The sequence below is a fragment of the Bartonella heixiaziensis genome, assembly GCF_046245125.2.
GTDB classification, from domain to species: Bacteria; Pseudomonadota; Alphaproteobacteria; order Rhizobiales; family Rhizobiaceae; genus Bartonella; species Bartonella heixiaziensis.
The window spans coordinates 1,471,244-1,493,042 of the sequence record NZ_CP176404.1 but is presented as its reverse complement, the minus strand read 5'-3'; the positions used below and the strand labels follow the sequence as shown (position 1 = coordinate 1,493,042).

Here is a 21,799-nt window from a genome sequence, read left to right as displayed (position 1 = left end):
TAAGAGGAACTTATTGATAATAAAGGGCGATTGGCACTCCATGAATTGTTTGGATCTGAATATCTATATCATAAATGTCTTTAAGAATTTTGGGCTGCATAATTTCTTTTGGGGTTCCACAATAGGCTGCTTTACCATTCTTGAGTGCGACGATCATATCCGAATAGGATGATGCAAAATTAATATCATGCATGACAATAAGAATGGTTTTTTTGAGCTCATCAGCTGTGCGGCGTAATTGCTTCATCATGGAAACGGCATGTTTCATATCAAGATTGTTCAATGGCTCGTCTAACAGAAGATAATCGGTATCTTGACAGATAACCATTGCGATAAAAGCTCGTTGACGCTGTCCACCAGAAAGTTCATCCAAAAAGCAGTCTTTTAGGTCTTGTAAGCCGAAATATCGGAGTGCACTGTCAATAAATTGTTTATCTTCATTATTATACCAACCTTTGGAGTATGGGTAGCGCCCAAAACTGACTAAATCGTATACGGTTAGACGAAAGGATAAAGGATTATCTTGACGCAGGATTGAAAGCTTTTGCGCCAAAATATCGTGAGGCATTTTATCAATATTAAAGCCGTCGACGTTAATTGTACCTGTATTACTTGGTAAAAGACGTCTTATCATCATCAAAAGAGTTGATTTTCCAGAACCATTGGGGCCAATAAGAGAAATAATTCCTCCTTTTGGAAGCTGAAGGGATAAATTATCAACAATCAATCTAGCTCCATAAGATTTGGAAAGGTGATTGATTTCAATCATTTTAGTTTTCCCTTCATCAGTAAAATTAAGAAGGTGATTCCACCACAAAATTCAATAATGAAACTCAGGCGTCCTGCCATATTGAAAATTTGCTCTAAAATAAACTGCCCACCAACCAAAAAAATAATAGCTAATAATATTGCAATTGGAACAACAACACTGTGCTTTGCTTGTGGGGAAAGTTCATAAGAAAGGTTGGCAACTAATAGTCCAAAGAAGGTGACGGGCCCTACAAGCGCTGTAGAAATGGAGACGAGAATGGAAACAAATATTAGAATAGCGGTAGCACTTTTATGGTAATCAACTCCAAGATTGAGAGAGTTCTCACGTCCGAGAGCCAGAATATCAAGTAGGTGACGTGAACGCCAACCAATCAGACTTACAAGGAAGACAATGATTGTGGCAAAGCTTATTAATGACGTATTGAATTTATTAAAGTTTGCAAACATAATGTCCGTTAAATTCATCATTTGGTCTGGATTTAATTGCAATTGCATGAACATGCGTAAGCTGAAAAAAAAGCCCCCTAAAACAACACCAATCAAGAGCGTTAAATGAAGCCCTTTGAGGCTTCCTGAAAATAGCCAGCGAAAAAGACTTATTGAAAAAACAATGAGAATGAGAGCTTCAAGAATCAGTTGTCCTTCTTCATTAAAAAAAGGCAAGGAAAGAGAGCCAAGAAAATAAATCGTGATGGTTTTTATTAAAATATAAAGTTGATCAAAGCCCATAATAGAAGGCGTAAGAAGACGATTATTGACAACTGTTTGAAATAAAACGGTAGAAACGCTTATTGTGTAGGCAATGAGAAGAAGAGAGACGAGTTTCGTTAAACGGAATGTCCATGTATAAACGTTGATATTCCATGTCATATAAAGACTTATTACGATGCATGCACTTATGATAAGCGTTGTTAGTACAAGCGTTTTTGCTTTCTTTTTATCCAAGACGCTTTCTCCAACGTAAAAGCAGCATAATAAAAATAAAGCTCCCAATAACCCCCATCATAGTGCTGATGGGAATTTCAAGAGAGGGATGAATTATTCGTCCTAAGATGTCACAGATTAAGACAAGCCCTGCACCATTCATTGCTACCCAAGGAGCTGTATGACGCATATTGTCGCCCATGAAATTTGAAACAATATTTGGAATAATCAGTCCAACGAAAGGAACACGGCCGATTGTGCAGACGACAACAGCGGTGATTGATGCGACAATAAAAAGACCAAAAAACATAACGTTACGATAATTAAGCCCAAGATTGTTGGTTAGATCTTCTCCAAGACTAGCTACTGTAAAGCGGTCAGCGGTAAAATAAGCAAGAATACACAAAGGAAGAGAGAGCCATAAGAGTTCGTATTTTCCCTCAAGAATCATTGCAAAACTACCAAATAAATAGGCTTGAAGAGAGGGAAGAAGCATTTCATGATCCGCAATAGCATTGGTTAAGGAGCCAATAACATAGCCCAGCATGATTCCTGCAAGTGGCACAATAAGGGCAGATTTTAGAGGAATCTGGCGTAATAAAAACATAAAAAGGAGTGCGCCAGTCATGGCAAAAATTGTAGTGACAAGCATTTTCCCTAAAACAGGTATATTGGGCAGAAAAATCATGACAAAAAGAATGCCAAGAGAAGCAGATTCAACGGTTCCAGCAGTTGATGGTTCAACAAAGCGGTTGCGTGCAAGCAATTGCATAATCATGCCCGAGAGTGCAAGTGCTGGGCCTACCAAAAGCACTGCAATGGTACGAGGAAGACGTGTTTGCCAGAAAATAAGCCACGCATGTGGATCGCCTGATAATAGGTCGGAAGGGGTGACATCCGAATAACCAACAAAAATGCTGAGGATAGATAATAGAGCAAGAATGGTTATGGCTATCCAATAATTTTTCACGTTACGATATTTTCCAATAAAGAAAAGAGCAGAGATTTTTTTACAAAACACTTCTGCTCTTAAAACTTTATTTTATGATTTATTTTATGACAAGTAAATTATTTGTGTGTTTACTTGCTTTTTGTAAAGGCTTCATTGAGTTGTTTAGCCGTTTCGTTAAGCCCAGTCAAACCTCCACTTGCTCTATACCAGCTCCAAGAATCCAGATAAATAATTTGGTTTTGTTTTCCAGCTGTTGTGCGTTGAACAAGTTCATTATTAAGCAGTTGTGCTGCAGATTGTCCTTCTCGCCCAATTGCTGCATCACGGTCGATGACCAATAACCAGTCAGGATTGGTTTCAAAAATAAATTCTGGAGAAATGAGTTGTCCATGTTTTTGCACGGTTAGTTTATCGGTTGCAGGAGCAATTCCAAATGTTGAATGGAAAATATCAAAACGTGACTGTGGACCCAAAGCGCTTATTTTTCCGCCAGAAGTCATGAGTATAAGCCCAGTACCTCTCCCCTGAGTGCTTTTACGGACTTGTGCTAAATTTTCTTTGAGTTTTGCAATTTGCTCTTCGGCTTCTTTTTCTTTACCAAAAATTTTTCCAAGAATAGACACATTTCGTTCAATATCTTCAAGAGAGTTTTGATTTCCTACTGTTAGGTCAATTGTTGGAGCGATTTTAGATAAATCTTTATATTTGGCTTGAGTTCGCGAAGAAATAATAATGAGATCGGGTTGAAGAGCGGCAATTTTTTCATAATCAGGTTCAAAAAGGGTGCCAATCTTTTCATATTTTGCATCATCAAATTGTTGCAAATACGTAGGTTTTTTTCCTTCAGGAACACCGGCAACCGCTTCGATTCCAAGGTGATTCATATTATCAAGTGATGCAAGGTCAAACACAATAACCTTTTGAGGAGAGATGGGAACACTCGTGGTGCCTGAAACGTGATTAATGGTCACATTTGCTGCATTTACACTCGCATTTGCCCATAAAAAAGTTGCAAAGCTGATAGCAACAATAAAGACAGAAGTTACACATTTCAAATATTTGATCATTATTTCATCCTTTTACTTTAATTACAAAGGGTTCATTCATTTAAAAGTTTAATTTAGACATTTTTATGCACAAAATGATTTATTAGTAAAAAACATTATGTTGTAAAACCGTCTAACATGTGTTAGAGATGAACGGCTTATCTTATTTTCACTTAATTCTAGTGCTTTTACAAATTATATTTAGAAAGTTTGACACATGATCAATGTATTTAAAAATCGTACGCGTTTGTACGCGTTAACAACGAGTGCCTTCTTCTTTTTGCAAGGTGTGGATGTTTCTATGGGGAATAGTTGGTTGCCTTCATTTTCAGTGCTTTCATTTCCTTCCTTCTCCTCGTCGGGACTTTCCTCGTTAAGTTCATATTTTGGAAGCGGGTCCAGCATTACTACATCTCCCAGCAATCCTTCATCTTCCGGCGGTTCTCCATCTTTATCTTCCGGCGGTTCTCTACCTTCATCTTCCGACGGTTCTCTATCTTCCAGCGATCCTTCATCTCCTCCCAGCACTCCTTCGCTTCAAGGAGTAGGTGGGGGTACATTGGATTCTAGCGGTTTACAGCTCCCTAGAGTGGATGGTTCTGTGCAGGGTGGAGTTGTTCAGGGTCAGTCTATTTCTAGTCAGAGTCAGCCTGCTCTAGAGACAGGGAAAATGATGTCTGCTTGTTACTCTACGGGAAATGTTTTTGTTAATGTACCTGATACTGCACCGAATGGCGGGGGTGCAAACGGTAGGGTGCCAGGTGCGGCAGAGGTTCCAGGTGGTGTGGCTGGGGCACCAGGTGGTGGGGCTGGGACACCAGGTGGTGGGGCTGAGGTAGCGAGCGGTGATGTGTCATCTGGTTCGCAAAGTGTGCAAGGCAGTGCGCAGGATAATGGAGATGGTGTGCAAAATAGAGCGGCAAGATCGGCTGTGCCTGCGCCTACGCCAGCGTTGCCAGATAACATAGGTGGAGAGTTGCTCGCTCTAGTTAATCAAAAACAGTTGTATGGACCTATTTCCTGTGATCGAGCTGGAGCATACACAGTAGCTGGAGGGACTATTGCGGTAAGTCAGGGCGAAGCTGCCGTATATGTAAACGGTGATGATTTGTCTGATGGTAAAAAAATAGCCGTTAATTTAGAGCAGATGTCTATTATTTATGCAAATAATAGAGAAGTTGTTGGCGATAGTCTTTTTCAAATGGGTCCGGGACATATTTTGAATTTTTCTGCCCCATCTTCCGATCTCGACGGGGCAGTTGAGGGGACAGTTAAGAATAATAAATCGGGGCATGGCTTGAGTGCTGTACAGGTAAGTGGGCATGCAAAAGTTGATTTGGTGGACTCAAATATTCAGGGCTTCTTGATTGGGCTTGAGGCTACTAATGGTGGAGAGATCAATATGAGGGGAGGGGCGATTAGAGATACTTATTTAGGTGTTGCTGCTGTCTCTGGTGGGGAAGTTTTTTTGGAGAATGTAAACATTAATGCTCGTAAAGTCGGTCTGTATGGTTCTATTTCATCTGTAATAGGGATGAAGGATGGAGTAATTACCGTGGCAGAGCGTGGAATAGGCGCTGTATCGGGAACAGGGGGAACTGTTCAATTAGATGGGACCACTGTTAGTGCTTTTAGAGTTGCTAAGGCACAAAAAACTGTTGAAGTTTCTGAGAGAGAAGAATCTGGAGAAGAAGATTCGATAAAGAGTATTGGTTTATGGTCACGAGGAGGTACTCTTTCCTTCAAAAATGGAAGATTTGGAGGTTCTGATACTGTTGTGCTAATGCTAGGGGATGACTTTTTGAGTGATGAGGTTCAACGTTTCTTGACGGAAGGTGAGGGAAATGGAAGTGCGGGTGCTATTTCCATTGAAGAGGGGGTATTAGATATTGTACACAGCAAGAGTGATGCTATCTATAATGATGTTCTGGGCGCGTATATGGAAGCTACATCTATTATAGAGGAAAATTCAAATTTAGTTCCTAAAGTTATTGTTGAAGATTCTGCGCGTTCTAAACGTTCTGGAGATTCTGAACCTTCTGCAGGTGTTGTTGAAAACTTTAGATTTACCAACTTGATTGTTTCTAATATTCAAAGTTCGGGTATTAAGGCGGAAGGCAATTCTTATGGTATATATTTTTATGAGCCAGACAAGAAAAGACATGTTAGAGATGCGTCTCAGAATTCAGTAAATGCTGGAGTAAGAACTTATGAAGCTGGGGTGCATGCAGTTCTTGTAAAGAATTCTACTCTCAGAGTTCCTGATGGTATAGCTGTTTATGGTGATAGTTTTGGTGGTTATGTCGTTGTAAAAGACGAATCAACACTTTCGGGTGGTTTATTGTTGAAAGCTGAGCATGGTTCTGATTTATCGGTTTTGGTTAATGATTCTACAATTGTAGGTGCTGCTCACATTGATAAGGATTCTCATGCTCGTATCTTTTTATCTGGAGGGTCTGAGTGGCATTTAACGGAAAGTGTATATAGAGGTTCGCAACATTCTAATGCAGGATGTGCGGATTCCTGTGTTTCGTCTATAAAACTTAAAGATAGTGCTATTAGATTTTTTTCTTCTTCAAGGAGTGGGAACAATCAGGAAAGAGGGGATAGTAATCAATATAGGACTCTTCGCATTGGAAAGGGATATAAAAAGGGAGATAAAAATGGAATGGTCCCGGTTTATAGTGCTGATGGGGCTAGTAGTATTTACTTAAATGCAAATTTGATGCCTAGAAATACCGGTGTTGCTCAAGTGTCTGATAGGGTGTTGATCCATGGTAATGTTGAGGGGGAAACAATGGTGTATGTGCAGGACACTTCAGAGGGTACACAACAAAATCAGCACTCACTTTATAAAGATGGGAATATACCTTACAGTGTTTCAATTATTCAGGTTTTTGGAGAAGCAAAGAGGGATTCTTTTAAGCTGAAAGGTGATTATATTACACGGGAAGGATTGCCTTATAAGTATGTCCTTCGTGCTTATGGTCCAACTATGCCTCCCAAAATGCAGTATTTCGATAAAAAGCTAATTCAAGGAAGCAGTACAGTTTGGGATTTTCGTTTAGAGAACGATTATGTTGTACCTCTTGTTCCTGGATATACTACTGCTAATAATTTCACAATTAATGTTCCTCAAGCTATTCCTCAAGATAGGACGAAGGGTGCTGATGGTGGTAAGAATAAAGGTAAGGTAGGTGATGTTCCCGGTAAAGAAGGTGATGGTGCTCCCGTTGTACCTCCTCTTCCCACGCCTCCTAATGGGGATACGCCTGCTGGTTCTCCACCGTCGGAAGATGTACTCGGGAGTTTAGGCGGTGTAGATGGAGGATCTGAAATGGTAGAAAATCTTCCTTCAGGTTCTGCGCCTTCTACTGTATCTGGAGGTGTCTCGTCTACTGGTCTTGGGAGATCTGACACATCTGAGGGTGAGATGTCTCCTGCTTCGGAATTAGGTGAAAATGAAAACGCAGGTGTAGATGGCTATGTTCCTTACTATCCTAGTTTTGACAATTCTGGTCTTTATGAAGAAGGACTTTTAGAGGGTGCCACGGGGGAATATGTTTTCTCTACGGAATCTTTTCCTGACTTTGTTCTTATAAAAAAGCCTGATGGAACTATTGTGAAGTTTGAAGTTACAAAAGACGTTACAGATGAGGGTGTATATATTGGGCTGCCTGATGGTTTGGCAATAGAGCCTGATGGAAGCATTCGTATTACTGAAGGCGTTACTAAACTACCTGATGGAACTTTTAGAGCGGCTGATGGAGATATCATTATGTTTAGCAATCCTACCTCGTATGCAAGATTTGTTGTGCATGGGAGATCTGAAGATTCTGAAGGAATAGGCATTGTTGAAGAAATAGATGAAGATTCTGAAGAAATGAATGAAGAATCTGGAGAAGAAGAATCTAGAGGAATAGACGTTGTATCTTCATCTGTTGCATCTACTGCTTCTTCATCTGGCGGTTCTGTCTCTGAAGAGCCTTCTGCGTCTAGTCCACCTGCTAGGTCTGACGAGGCTGTAAATACTGTTACTCTATCCTCAGGATCTTCTACTGTTCCTGGTGTCTCTAATGCGTCTAGAAATTCTGCATCTGTAACACCTGTTACATCTGCTGTTTCTGTAACTAAGGCGCCTGCACCTACTGCGCCTGCACCTACTGCGCCTGTACGGCGTATTTTATCAGCTGCTTCAGGGGAAGTTACTTCATCAACTGCTTCAGGGGAAGTTACTTCATCAGCTACTTCAGGGAAAGTTACTTCATCAGCTACTTCAGGGAAAGTTGCTTCATCAGCTGCTTCAGGGAGAGTTGATTCATCTTCTACTTTAGGGAGATCGGAGTTATCTTCTGTTCCATCCGTTAAGAATGCTGGTGTAAAAGCAGTTTCTTCTCAGTGTAATGATACGGCAGGAAATGGTACGGGTGGGTTGTCTGTTCCCTATTCGTGCAGTGATGGGAAATCACATACAATGAAGAACATTACCCTTAAGGCAAGTAACAATACTCAGCATCCTGTGCATGCAAAGGGTGGGAATACAGTTATTAATCTAGAAGCTACTACCATTAGTAGTGCGGATTCTTCTGAAAGTAAAAATAATGTTGATCTTACTCGACCTGTAAGTGCTGTACTTGCAGAAGAGGGTGCAGAGGTTGTTTTGAGTCAAAAATCAACAGTAAAGTCTTCCATGATTGGGCTTGAAGCGCAAAGAGGTGGAAAGGTCAAGGTGATTGGTGGGACTGTTAATACTCGTTATGTGGGTGCTTTGGCGGGTTCTGGGTCATCCGTTGATTTAGCTTCTACAAATATCACTGTGGAAGGAGATTCAGCTGCTGCGGGTCTGGCTAGTGATGGTGGTAAGATAGCCATGAGCTCTGGGAATATTGCTCTTTCAGAAGGAGTGGCAGTTAGATCGGAAACGGGGGGAAGTATTACATTAAACAAAGTGGGGATTGTTGCGAAAAAGCAAAGCCAGCAATCGGGTGTTCCCGAGAGGTTTGGGCGTGCGGCTTTTCTGTTGAGTGATAATAGTTCTGTTGATTTTACTGAGGGAAGTGTTGTTACTGATGCCAATGGTTTGTGGATTAGGGACAATGGTAACACTGTTAAGACTGACGCTTTTAGGAGAAAGAGATCTTCTGACGTTCGTCCCTCTATGAATCGCGCTAATATCGAATTTTCTACTGTTAGAGTGGAAGGCGATAGGTCCTATGGTATATATTTTGATGGTACGGCACAAAAAACAGCAGGTGGGCGGAATCAGGTTGTAAATGGGAATTCTGCTAGGAAAACAAGGAGTGTTGAGCGGAGTACTGTACCTTTACAGAAAAAAACACCTATAGGCATAATGGGAACGGTTTCATTGAAAAGAACAGATTTCGAAGTCCTAAAAAATATAGCTGTTTATGGTAATAATTCTGGTGGTCGTGTTTTCTTGGAAAATAGAACAACTCTTTCTGGCGACTTACTTTTGAAAGCTGAGAATAATTCTAATATATCGCTTTCGGTTGATAATTCTATTATTGCAGGTGGTGCGCGTGTTGATGAAAGTTCTTATGCCCAATTAGATTTGACTAATAGATCAGAGTGGCTTCTAAAGAGAAGTATGCATCAGGGTTTGCAAGCTCTTGATTTAAAATGCATGGATTCGTGTGTTTCCTCTGTAAATCTTGTAAATAGCAGTATAGAGTTTGTACCCTCAGAATCTGAAGATTTAGGGTATCAGACACTTCGCATCGGAGAAGGAAGAGGTATTGTCTACAGTGCTTCTGGTAATGCTTCAATTTTTCTCAACGCACGTTTAAATCCCCATGATTCAAGAGAGGATCAAATGGCTGATAGGCTTTTGATTCACGGTGATGTTTCTGGAAAAACTATAGTGCATGTGCGCGGTGTTTCTGATGATAGTGTAGCAAAAGATAAGGCTGACGTTAAAAAAGCACATAGTGTTTCCATTATTCAGGTTTATGGAAAAGCAGAGAAAGATTCCTTCCGACTGGATGGTGATTATGTCGCGCTGGGGAATTCACCTTACAAATATACTCTTCGTTCTTATGGTCCAGAAATGACTTCGAAAGAGGAACATGTTCAGCAGAGATTTATGAAGGATGGCGGGGCATTTTGGAATTTCCGTTTAGAGAATCAGTATGTCAAGTCTGGTGGTTTTGATGCAAATGTTGTCTCTATGGTAGAATCATCTTCTCATTCCGAACGAGGTGTAAGGTCTGTCGTTCCGCAAGTTCCGACTTATCTGACTTTACCAAATAGTATATTACATGCTGGTTTGATGGATATAAGTAATCAAAACAAGCAGTTGGAAATACTTCGGACTACTTTCAATGGAATGGTAGAGATTCGTGAAAATCCTGCTTTATATCTGCGTGGCTATGGTGGGAGTTACCGTTATGCTTCGGATCTGTCTGTCATTGAATATGGTTACGGAGGAGATCTTAGCTATAATGGTGTAGAGGCTGGCATCTTGTTACAAACGATCGAAAGCGCTGACATTGCTATGTCCTTTGGGGCTATGGGATCTTATGGAAAGCTTTCTCTGCAACCTGTGGATGTTGAACAAAGTCAGAAAAGTGCCTTTGATAAATGGACTGCTACGGTGTATGGTAGCATGCAGCATGATGCAGGTTTCTATGTAGATGGTCTTCTCTCCTATGGTTTGTTGAAAGGTGATGTTGTCACCCTCGCAAGGGGTAAGACTGCAACGTTGAAGGGTAACCCTCTCAGTGTTTCATTGACTGGTGGTCAGTCATTTGCAACGGGGTATGAAGGTTTTGTACTCGATCCGCAGGTTCAGGTTGTTTATCAACATCTCCAGTTTAGTAAGGCCCGTGATATTGACCACTTTGACATTGAGATGGGTAAACTTGATCAGTGGGTGGCACGTGTTGGTGGACGTTTGATCAAGACGCCTACAGGATCTGAGGGTATGAATGCTGTTGCCTTCTATGGTAAGCTTCATTTTGTGCATGGTTTTGGAGAAAAACAAACAGTGCGTTTCAAAGATTCTTTCCAATTAGGTGCTTTCGGTTCTTCGCTAGAAGCTGGATTGGGTTTTAACGCCAAATTGTCTTCGCAGTTTTCTCTTTATGGTGATCTGGTTTATCAGCATAAACTTACCAAGGCAGGTTTTTCTGGAACCAGTTTTTCTGGGGGATTGCGCTATCAGTTTTAAGATCAGGTACGGTACCGTACCCTTTATATAAAGGCAGCACAGTGTGCTGCCTTTATATTTTGCACGTGAAAGCAGTTGATGACCTTAATCAACCCCTTTTATGCTAAAGGGAAATTTTTTAAATTTTGGTGATAATAATACGATACAGTAATCGATTTTATTTTAGGCCATTTAAATGGCAAGGGGATTCAGTGTTTGTGTATAATATCTTAAAGTATTCTACTTTATGGTGCTTCTGATTTATCCGCCATATGTTTAATGCTCCTAAAGCGAGCTTTTTTAGAATTAGTTGTTACTGATTCAGGCATTTTTTTCACTTATATCTTTGATCAATCTTTTGATCTCACAATTTTTGATTGTAATTTTGAATAATTACGCGCATTGATTTTATTTTTGCTTTACACGAAATACAGAATGTATTATACACCTATAAAGTGCGTAGAATTATTATTCACTTATAAGTGGTCGTTTTGTTTCAAGAAAATTTGCCGCTGAATTTATTTGAATAATGCGTTGCACTAATCAAATGAGCAGTAAATGCATTCTTTAGGTTTCACCTTTTTTGTATTTTAGGGTGTTCAGCGAGATGTTTTTATCGATGCTTTTATTTTCAATGAGAGGGGAAATGAAGTTTCGAGGGAACTATGATTAAGATTTTTAGAAATCATGTATGTTTATGTACTTTCACAACGGCTATCCTTTCTTTACTCCAAAGCGGAATAGGGGTTTGTGCAAGTGTTGGGGGGGGAGCTTATAGTGATGGTGTTGATATCAGTGTTATTCCAATCAATGGGCAGACAGGTGGGGGAGAAATCCCTATCATGCGTGGTAATATCAACTTTCCCCCAAACGGGTATATCGATGGATATGAAGTTCTTAACAGACTTAGTGGGAGTAATCGTAATGAACTTGGTGGATATAGTGGTTATAAGGGGAAGGGAGGCGGTTATGTCAAATATGGTCATTGGGGTTTAGAAGGGGAGAATAAATCATATTTATGTTTTAACTGCGGAATGGACATAATTGATGATAAATCTTTTAAGATTACGCATAGGAACTTTTCCAATTATCCCTCTAATGTTACTGCTATAACAGTAAAGGGGGTGGGAACAAAAGTTGTTGGAAAAAATATAACTGTTAGCAGTGAAGTTTCTGATAAATCTTTTACACGCGGTGTTTCTGTATCAGAGGATGGCAAGATTGTTTTAAAAAATTTGAAGCTCAAGAATGCAGGTACAGCTCTTTATGCTAGCAATGGAATAATTGAGGTAGAAAAGGGAATTATTGCGGAAAGCAAGAAGGGTGTTGAGGCAATAGATAATGCATTTGTTCTTTTAGAGGATACAAAAATTAATACAAGCGGTGGGAAGGCAAGCCTTTTGAGTTATGATCGTTCAGAAATCTGGATGGGGGATGGATCAATTAACTTTACGAATGGTCATGGGATTTCTTCGACATTAGGTGGGAAGGTAAAGCTCGATGATGTTAATATTACTGGAAAGGGAAGTAAGGAAAAAAATCACGCGGTTTTTTTAATGGATGTAGGTGGTTCTGTTGATTTTAAGGGGATTGTTGATGTCACTGATGCTCATGGCATATTATCAGAAAACACTGTAGCTACTTTTAATTCGCTTCCGCCAAATAGAGAATTGTTAAAGAATAATCGTGTAACTGAGGTTAATATTACATCTTCTTCTGTTACAGTGAATGGAGACAAATCCTACGGTATCTATTTTCGGGGAGAAAAACCGGGGAGTGAAGATTTGGATAACGAGGATTCAAATGAGGAAAAAAAGTCACCTAGATTGGAGGCCATTAATATAAGAAAAACGATGTTTTTCGTTCCAGATAGTGTAGCTATTCATAGTACTGACAAAACTTTTGGAGTTGTCAATTTAATGCAAAGTACTCTTTCTGGACGTTCATTGTTAAGAGTTGATAAGGGTGCTTTAGTGAAAGTTTTAGCAAGTGCTTCTACTCTTGAGGGAAGTGCTTATGTTGATGAGAATTCTAATGCTGAACTTTATTTTGGTGCTGGTTCGACATGGATTTTACAACAAAAGCAACAAAGAGAGCCGCATGGAGTTGGTTGGACAGCTGATTCATCTGTTTCATTACTAAGCCTTATGGGTGATAGTACTATTAAGTTTATAAAATCAAAACCTGATCAGAATTACACTTATCAAACACTCCGCATTGGAAAAGGAACAGGTGAGGTTTATAAGGCGCAGGATGGTGCGCACATTTATCTTAACACATATCTGAATAGTGGTGGTTCTAAAGAAAATCAAAAGACCGATCGTGTTTTGATTGATGGTGATGTTTCTGGAATAACAACAGTACATGTGCAAGCTGTTTCAGGAAGTCTAGGGGGATCTACAGGGAGTGGTGGAAATAATCAAGGTATTTCAATTATTCAGGTTTCTGGAAAGGCAGAGAAGGATTCTTTTCAGTTGGATGGTGATTATGTTGCGCTGCATGGAACACCTTATCAGTATAGGCTTTATGCTTATGGTCCAGCGTCTGGTTTGGGAGAAGCGGATCCTGCTCAGAGATTGGTAAAAGGTAGCGGAAATTTTTGGGATTTTCGTCTCGAAAATAGATATATTGGACCTAAACCTGAACCAGATCCTAGTCCTGGACCTGGACCTGAGCCTAGACCAGCACCTGGACCGGGTCCAATTCCGGGACCAGAACCTTATCCAAGACCAGCTCCGGAACCTTATCCTCTTCCTAAGCCGGAAGTTAAGGATGTTGTTCCACAAGTTCCGACTTATCTGCTCTTGCCAAATGCTTTGTTTCATGCAGGATTGATGAATATTGGCAATCAAGGTAAGCGGTTAGAAGCTTTGCGAACTGCTTCCAATGGCATGTTAGAAATTCGTGAAAATCCTGCCTTTTTTGTGCGGAGTTATGGTGGTCGTCACCGTTATGGCTCAAATCTTTCCGCGCTTGAATATGGTTATGGAGGTGAGCTTGATTATAATGCTATAGAGGCAGGTGTTTTATTGAACACAATTGAAAATGCATATGGCGCCACTTCTTTTGGGGTGATAGGATCTTACGAAAGATTTTCTCTACAGCCTCTTGACGTTAAACAGAGCCAAAAAAGCACTTTTGATAAATGGGCAGTTACGGCATATGGTGGTATGCAGTGGGATACAGGCTTTTATGCTGATGGTCTTTTATCCTATGGTCTGTTTAGGGGTGATGTCCTTACACTTGCACGTGGAAAGGCTGCAACGTTAAAGGGAAATCCTCTAAGCGCTTCATTAACTGCTGGTAAAGCATTTATGATAGGGGATAGAGGTTTTGCTTTTGATCCACAAGTTCAGGTTGTTTATCAGCGTCTTCAGTTTAATAAGGCCCGTGATATTGATAACTTTGGTATTGATATGGGCAAACTTGATCAGTGGGTGGCACGTGTTGGTGGGCGTTTAACAAAAACTCTTGCTGCAGCCGATGAGGCACGTGTTGTGTCGTTCTATGGCAAACTCCATCTTGCGCATGGTTTTGGAGGAAAACAATTTGTGCATTTTAAAGATGCTTTTCAGCTGGGAGCTTTTGGTTCTTCGCTAGAAACGGGATTAGGTTTTAATGCTCAATTGTCTCAAAAATTTGTACTTCATGGTGATCTGGTTTATCAGCATAAGCTAACTAAGGCTGGTTTTTCTGGTACTAGTTTTTCTGGTGGAATGCGTTATCATTTCTAGTTTTGTTATGTTTTTGAACAATTCTTTTAAAAGCCACAAGCACAGCTTGTGGCTTTTTCTCTTTCTTAAAAAGTTTATATTGCCTGGCTCTTTTTAAGAGAGATATTTTACGTGTTTTAATGCGCTTTTTATTTGGATCTTTTTAGTTTTTTTGAAGTTTGTATTCATGGGAAACTCGATCAGTTTTTGTGATCGACAGTTTTCCAAACTCCTGTTTCATAAAGATTTGTTCTATTCATACAAACTTACTAAAACTATTTTTAGATCACTGTTTCTTTAGTGATTTCTTATTTCAAATTTACATAAAACACAAATCGCATTAATATGATTTAATATTTTTAATACAATGTGTTAAATTGCTTCTCTTGGTTAGGATAGTTTGGCAAGGTGTGGGGCCTTTTAATCAGATGGTAGAAAAGGGATTATGGTAGAATTATGGTAAAGGTATTTAAAAGTCATCTTTCATTATGTGCTGTCACAACAGCTGTTCTTTTTTTTGCGCACAATGCAGGTGCTAAAGTGGAAAGGAATAATGCCACTAATAATACGGTACAAGCTAATGCTATTGTGAATGCTATGGCGGAAAATGGTGAAAATCAAGTTTCATGTAATGAAAGTGCTCCATTTTATCGGTGCAACGATGGTGCAGTGCATGAAATTTCTAATAAATTTTATTCATTAACAAATAAAATGCCTAATGGTATTGATGCAGCCATAGAGGTATCTGAGAAAGGTACAAATGTTAGAGGTAATAATATAAAGGTTAATGGTACGTTGAGTGCAAATGGTAATTCGGAAAAAGACTTTTTGCAGTATGGGGTAAAGGTATCGAACACAGCAGGACTCTCTTTGAATAATTCGGCTTTGCGTAATATTTTAGTGGGAGTGAAAGCTCATAAGGGGGGGACCGTTACACTGTTCGGTGGGTCAATTGATGCAATGGAGACTGGTATTTCTATAGTTCGCGATGTGAGCGATTCTAGCAGTTCCGTTTATTTAACTAATACAAAGATTACGACTGGTGGTGTTGGAGTTAAAGTAAAAGGAAAAGGACATTTTATTTCAAATGGTGCTTCTATTACAGATGAGGGCCACCAAATGATGAATGCAGAAAATTATAACAATAATTCAGCTTTTCATATACTCCAAGGTGGTTTTGTTGAGTTTTCTAACGGTGGTGTTGATGTTGTCAATGCCCATGGCCTTTTATTGCAGGAAGGTAATGAGAGTCAGGCTGATATTAAAAACTCTACTATTACAGTGAAAGGTAATACATTTTATGGTATGCGCTTTTTGGGGGAGGAGAAGCTACTTAATGACGAGTCAAAAAAAACTTCCCCTCCTCAAGCGCGGATCAATTTAATAAAGACAGTTTTTGCCGTTCCAAACAGTGCAGCTCTTTATAGCACTAAGTTTTATAGTATAATTAAGTTTTCACAAGATTCAAAAATTTCTGGAGATTTATTACTGAGGGCTGAGGAAAATTCCACTGTAAAGATTATAGCTGATGCTTCTACTCTTATAGGGAGAACTCATGTTGATGAAAATGCTACTGCTACGCTAAGATTACAAAATAAGTCAAAATGGATTTTATCGCGGCCAAAATATAAAAAAATGCCAGATTCTGCTTCTTCTGGTTCTCAATTAGGTAATTATTCATTTATTTCGTCGGTCGATCTCGATAATAGTTTTATTATTTTTGAAAAATCAAAATCCGATACAATTAATGATTATCAAACACTCCGTATTGGAAAAGGGGAAGGTATTGTTTATGAGGCATTTGGTGATCCTTGGATTCTCTTGAATGCACGTTTAAATCCCAATGATACGAGTGATAGTCAAGTAACTGATCGGCTTGTAATTCATGGTGATGTTAAGGGAAAAACGATAGTACATGTACAGGGCGTTTCGGGCAACGTAGGAGAAGGTAACAGTGAGAATGCTCATAGTGTTCCGATTATTCAGGTTTATGGGAATGCATGTCTTGATTCTTTTCAATTGAATGGCCAGTATGTTGCACTGAATGGGGCACCTTATAAATATGTTCTTCGTTCTTACTCCCCAAAAGCTACTGTAGAGCAAGAGCATATTAGACAGAAATTTGTTCAGAATGGTGGAAAATTTTGGAATTTTCGCCTAGAAAATGAATATGTTCAAACATCTGGTGATGGTAAACATACTCCTACCGTTCTTAAGCGTACACCTCCTGCAGATATTCCTGTTACGGATATTGTTCCAGTATCTTCTGAGGGTGTTGCTCTTGAGGCTGGGTCTGTTCTTCCTCAAAAGGCTGTAAGATCTGTTGTTCCGCAAGTTCCGACTTATCTTCTCTTACCAAATGGCTTATTCCATGCCGGTTTGGTGGATATTAATAATCAAAATAAACAGTTAGAGACCTTGCGGACGACTTCTAGTGGCATGTTAGAAATTCGTGAAAATCCTGCTTCATTTTTCCGTGGTTATGGCGGAAGTTACCACTATGCTTCAGATTTGTCTGCCCTTGAATATGGCTACGGAGGTGATTTTAACTATAATGCTATAGAGGCGGGCATTTTGCTGAGAACAATTGAAAATGCTGACAGTGCCATATCTTTTGGGGTTATGGGGACTTATGGCAAACTTTCTCTCCAGCCTCAAGATGTTAAACAGAGCCAAAAGAGTTCATTTGATAAATGGACTGCTACCGCATATGGTAGCATGCAGCATGATGCTGGTTTTTATGTCGATGGTCTTTTCTCTTATGGTTTGTTGAAAGGTGATGTTCTCACCCTTGCAAGGGGCAAGACTGCAACATTAAAGAGCCATCCTCTGAGTGCTTCATTGACTGTTGGTAAAGCGTTTATGACAGGACATAAGGGTTTTGTTTTTGATCCGCAAATTCAGATTGTTTATCAAAATTTACGATTTGATAAGGCATCTGATGTCGATGGTTTTGATATTGAGATGAAGAAGCCCGACCAGTGGGTGATGCGTGTTGGTGGACGTTTAACAAAAACCCTTGCTGCATCTGAGGAAGGGCGTGTTGTTTCCTTTAATGGGAAGCTTCATTTTACCCATGGGTTTGGTGAAAAACAAACTGTGCATTTCAAAGATGCTTTTCAATTGGGAGCTTTTGGTTCTTCGCTGGAAGCTGGATTGGGTGTTAATGCTCGATTGTCTTCAAAGTTTGCCTTTCATGGTGATCTTGTTTATCAGCACAAGCTCACAAAGGCTGGTTTTTCTGGAGTCAGTTTTTCTGGGGGCTTGCGCTATCAGTTTTAGTTGCGTCATGTTTTTGACTAATTCTTTTAAAAGCCACAAGCTGTGCTTGTGGCTTTTTCTCTTTCTTATTTTGCTTAGCATTTTTGAAGAAAGATATTTTATTCGTTTTTAATGCGCTTTTTATTTGGATTTTTTAGTTGTTTTGAAGTTTTTCTTCTTGAAAATGAGATTAGATTTTGTGATCAATACTCTCCAAGATCCTTGCCGCATTGTGAATTATCCTCATTCGTGCAAACTTACTAAAACTATGTTTTGGATAATTTTCTTTTTAGTAATTTCTTATTTTGAACTTACATAAAACACAAATTAAACTAATAACACGCGACTATCTAAACATAATGTGTTAGCTGTGGCTCTTAGTAAAGCAATTTTGCTGGTTAATCTAGCAAGGTGTGAGTTCTTTAAATCAAGTAGTGAAAAGAAATTATGGTATGATTATGGTAAAAGTATTTAAAAATCATCTTTCATTATGTGCTGTCACAACAGCTGTTCTTTTTTTTGTGCACAATGCAGGTGCTAAAGTGGAAAACGATAATGGCACTAATCATGCGGTACAAGCTAATGATGTTGGTGGTGGTAAGGCGGAAAATGGTAAGAATAATTTTTCATGTGATGTAAATGCTTCATCTTATCGGTGCAAGGATGGTGCAACGCACTCCATTTCCAAGAAAACTTATCAGATAACTGGTGAAAACGAAGTAGCTATAGAAGCATTTGGAGATAAGACAGTGATTATAGGGAAGGATATAACTATTAAGGAGGCTTCAAGTAGTGATAGTTTGGATAATAGCTCTTGGAAGTATGGTATAGTGGCCGATACATGGGGAGACGTTAAGATAGAAAAAGGAGCAATTGACTTTACAAATGGTGTCGCAGTTCAAACAAGCGAAGGAGGGCAAGTTTTTTTAAAGGACGTTTCTATAATCCAAAAGAGTAGTCAGGCGCCGAATGTAAATAACAATAGTATGAATTCAGTTTTTCAGATGTTCAAGACTTCTGGCCGTATCCGTTTTAACAAAGGCACTGTTAAGGTTTCTAATGCCCATGGCGTCTCATTTCTGGGAATTCTTAGCCATATTGATTTTTTTCATTCCAATGTTGTAGTGGAGGGTTATACATCTTATGGTGTTCTTTTTGATAAGCGAAAGTACCAATATAACCAGTTTAACGATCTAGAAAAGAAGAATAATGAAGAAAAATTTAATGATTTGTGGGAGAGCAGTTCACCCGAATGGTTGTGGCAAGGAGGTGCATTACTGCGCGGGGATGTTTATTTACAGGATACTAAGTTTACGGTTCCAAATAGTGCGGCTATTTATAGCAGAAAATCTGCTGGTTCTATTATACTTCAAAATTCTACACTTTCTGGAGATTTATTGCTGAAGCTTGAGGATGGTTCTTTTGTGGAGGTTGTCTCTACAAAGAATTCTACCCTTTTAGGGGGGGCTCGTATTGATGAAAATTCTCATGCTGAATTTCGGTTGAGTGGAGGATCAAAATGGACTTTAAAGCGACCACAAGCTAAAAACGTGCAAGCTTCTAGCTCTATAGGTGATTCATCGATTTCATTGATACATCTTATTGATGGTTCTTCTATTGTTTTTGAAAAATCAGAATCCGATACAATTAATGATTATCAAACACTCCGCATTGGAAAAGGAACAGGTGAGGTTTATAAGGCGCAGGATGGTGCGCACATTTATCTTAACACATATCTGAATAGTGGTGGTTCTAAAGAAAATCAAAAGACCGATCGTGTTTTGATTAATGGTGATGTTTCTGGAATAACAACAGTACATGTGCAAGCTGTTTCAGGAAGTCCAAAGGAATCTACGGGGAGGGGTGGAAATAATGAAAGTCTTTCAATTATTCAGGTTTCTGGAAAGGCAGAGGAGAGTTCTTTTCGGTTGGAGGGTGATTATGTTACGTTGAAAAATTCGCCTTATAAGTACAGACTCCGTGCTTATGGACCAAGCTCTGATTTAGGGAAAGCGGATCCTTCTCAAAGATTAGTTGCAGGTGAAGGAGACGATTTTTGGGATTTTCGTTTAGAAAACGAATATGTTGTCTCTCCTGTTTCCACGTCTTTTAATGGGGCTGCAGCTGCTGTTCCTCCTCGAGGTAATTCATTTTCTTCAGGCTCTGCGCCTTCTATTGTCTCTAGAGGTTCTTTGTCTGCTGGTCTTGGGAGATCTGACACATCTGAGGATGAGGTGTCTACTGCTTTAGTTCCATCTCCTTCACCTTTGATGGTTTTGAAATTAGATGAAGATGCAGAGATAGATGAGGATGGTCATATTTATCTCTATCCTAGTAATTATGGAGAAGAACCTCTCGAAACTCTTGAGTTGGGGAGAGCTGATTTGGCTAATATGGGGGAATATGTTGCCTCTGCGGATTCTTTGACCTCTTTGCCTACAGAAAATCCTTCATCTAGCGTTGCTGTCTCTAGAGGTCCTTTGTCTGCTGGTCTTGGGAGATCTGACACATCTGAGAATGAGGTGTCTACTGCTTTAGTTCAAGCTTCTTTACCTATGATATCTTCGGAATTAGATGCAAATGAAGATATAGGTGCGGATGATTATGAAAGTGGTTATGTTCCTAGTTATCCTAGTTTTGACTATTCTAGTGATTATGAAGAAGAGCCTTTCGAAACTCTTGAGTTGGGGAGAGCTGAATCTTCCGGATCTTCTGTTGTTAATATTCCGAGTATCTCTAGTTCATCTAGAAGTTCTGCATCTGTCACACCTAGCACACCTGCAATGTTTGGTGATGGTAAACATAGTCCTACCGCTCTTAAGCGTACACCTCCTGCAGATATTCCTGTTACGGATATTGTTCCAGTATCTTCTGAGGGTGTTGCTCTTGAGGCTGGGTCTGTTCTTCCTCAAAAGGCTGTAAGATCTGTTGTTCCGCAAGTTCCGACTTATCTTCTCTTACCAAATGGCTTATTCCATGCCGGTTTGGTGGATATTAATAATCAAAATAAACAGTTAGAGACCTTGCGGACGACTTCTAGTGGCATGTTAGAAATTCGTGAAAATCCTGCTTCATTTTTCCGTGGTTATGGCGGAAGTTACCACTATGCTTCAGATTTGTCTGCCCTTGAATATGGCTACGGAGGTGATTTTAACTATAATGCTATAGAGGCGGGCATTTTGCTGAGAACAATTGAAAATGCTGACAGTGCCATATCTTTTGGGGTTATGGGGACTTATGGCAAACTTTCTCTCCAGCCTCAAGATGTTAAACAGAGCCAAAAGAGTTCATTTGATAAATGGACTGCTACCGCATATGGTAGCATGCAGCATGATGCTGGTTTTTATGTCGATGGTCTTTTCTCTTATGGTTTGTTGAAAGGTGATGTTCTCACCCTTGCAAGGGGCAAGACTGCAACATTAAAGAGCCATCCTCTGAGTGCTTCATTGACTGTTGGTAAAGCGTTTATGACAGGACAGAAAGGTTTTGTTTTTGATCCGCAAATTCAGATTGTTTATCAAAATTTACGATTTGATAAGGCATCTGATATCGACGGTTTTGATATTGAGATGAAGAAGCCCGACCAGTGGGTGATGCGTGTTGGTGGACGTTTAACAAAAACCCTTGCTGCATCTGAGGAAGGGCGTGTTGTTTCCTTTAATGGGAAGCTTCATTTTACCCATGGGTTTGGTGAAAAACAAACTGTGCATTTCAAAGATGCTTTTCAATTGGGAGCTTTTGGTTCTTCGCTGGAAGCTGGATTGGGTGTTAATGCTCGATTGTCTTCAAAGTTTGCCTTTCATGGTGATCTTGTTTATCAGCACAAGCTCACAAAGGCTGGTTTTTCTGGAGTCAGTTTTTCTGGGGGCTTGCGCTATCAGTTTTAGTTGCGTCATGTTTTTGACTAATTCTTTTAAAAGCCACAAGCACAGCTTGTGGCTTTTTCTCTTTCTTAAAAAGTTTT

The 21,799-nt window shown here is 39.6% G+C and carries 8 protein-coding genes; 4 read left to right on the top strand and 4 right to left on the bottom strand.

Features of this window, described 5'->3' with window-relative positions:
* Positions 1 to 10 precede the first annotated feature (10 nt).
* The 4 genes from ACKC4Y_RS06505 to ACKC4Y_RS06490 form a co-directional block, all read right to left on the bottom strand.
* The gene (locus ACKC4Y_RS06505) at positions 11 to 769 is read right to left on the bottom strand and encodes an iron ABC transporter ATP-binding protein (RefSeq protein ID WP_409360968.1); all 759 of its coding nucleotides are present in this window, start codon (positions 767 to 769) and stop codon (positions 11 to 13) included.
* Complete coding sequence (locus ACKC4Y_RS06500; RefSeq protein WP_409360967.1) at positions 766 to 1,716, bottom strand: iron chelate uptake ABC transporter family permease subunit; 951 nt, start codon at positions 1,714 to 1,716, stop codon at positions 766 to 768. Before ACKC4Y_RS06500 ends, ACKC4Y_RS06505 begins: the two co-directional genes overlap by 4 nt.
* Positions 1,709 to 2,665: an ABC transporter permease gene (locus ACKC4Y_RS06495; protein ID WP_409360966.1), complete on the bottom strand. Its 957-nt coding sequence runs from the start codon at positions 2,663 to 2,665 to the stop codon at positions 1,709 to 1,711. Before ACKC4Y_RS06495 ends, ACKC4Y_RS06500 begins: the two co-directional genes overlap by 8 nt.
* A 110-nt stretch (positions 2,666 to 2,775) precedes the next feature.
* Positions 2,776 to 3,714, bottom strand: coding sequence for a siderophore ABC transporter substrate-binding protein (locus ACKC4Y_RS06490; protein ID WP_409360965.1), 939 nt, complete (start codon positions 3,712 to 3,714; stop codon positions 2,776 to 2,778).
* A gap of 196 nt (positions 3,715 to 3,910) precedes the next feature.
* On the opposite strand from ACKC4Y_RS06490, the gene ACKC4Y_RS06485 reads away from it, so the two are divergent.
* From ACKC4Y_RS06485 to ACKC4Y_RS06470, 4 genes are all read left to right on the top strand, one after another.
* Positions 3,911 to 10,882, top strand: a complete 6,972-nt coding sequence (locus ACKC4Y_RS06485; protein ID WP_409360964.1) for an autotransporter outer membrane beta-barrel domain-containing protein — start codon at positions 3,911 to 3,913, stop codon at positions 10,880 to 10,882.
* Positions 10,883 to 11,526: 644 nt separating this feature from the next.
* Complete coding sequence (locus ACKC4Y_RS06480) at positions 11,527 to 14,595, top strand: autotransporter family protein (RefSeq protein ID WP_409360963.1); 3,069 nt, start codon at positions 11,527 to 11,529, stop codon at positions 14,593 to 14,595.
* Positions 14,596 to 15,030: 435 nt separating this feature from the next.
* Positions 15,031 to 17,856 carry an autotransporter outer membrane beta-barrel domain-containing protein gene (locus ACKC4Y_RS06475; RefSeq protein WP_409360962.1) on the top strand — a complete coding sequence of 942 codons (2,826 nt, stop codon included), beginning with the start codon at positions 15,031 to 15,033 and terminating at the stop codon, positions 17,854 to 17,856.
* Between the two features lie 437 nt (positions 17,857 to 18,293).
* Entirely contained in the window at positions 18,294 to 21,722 is a 3,429-nt protein-coding gene (locus ACKC4Y_RS06470) for an autotransporter outer membrane beta-barrel domain-containing protein (protein ID WP_409360961.1), read from the top strand.
* Positions 21,723 to 21,799: the final 77 nt, after the last annotated feature.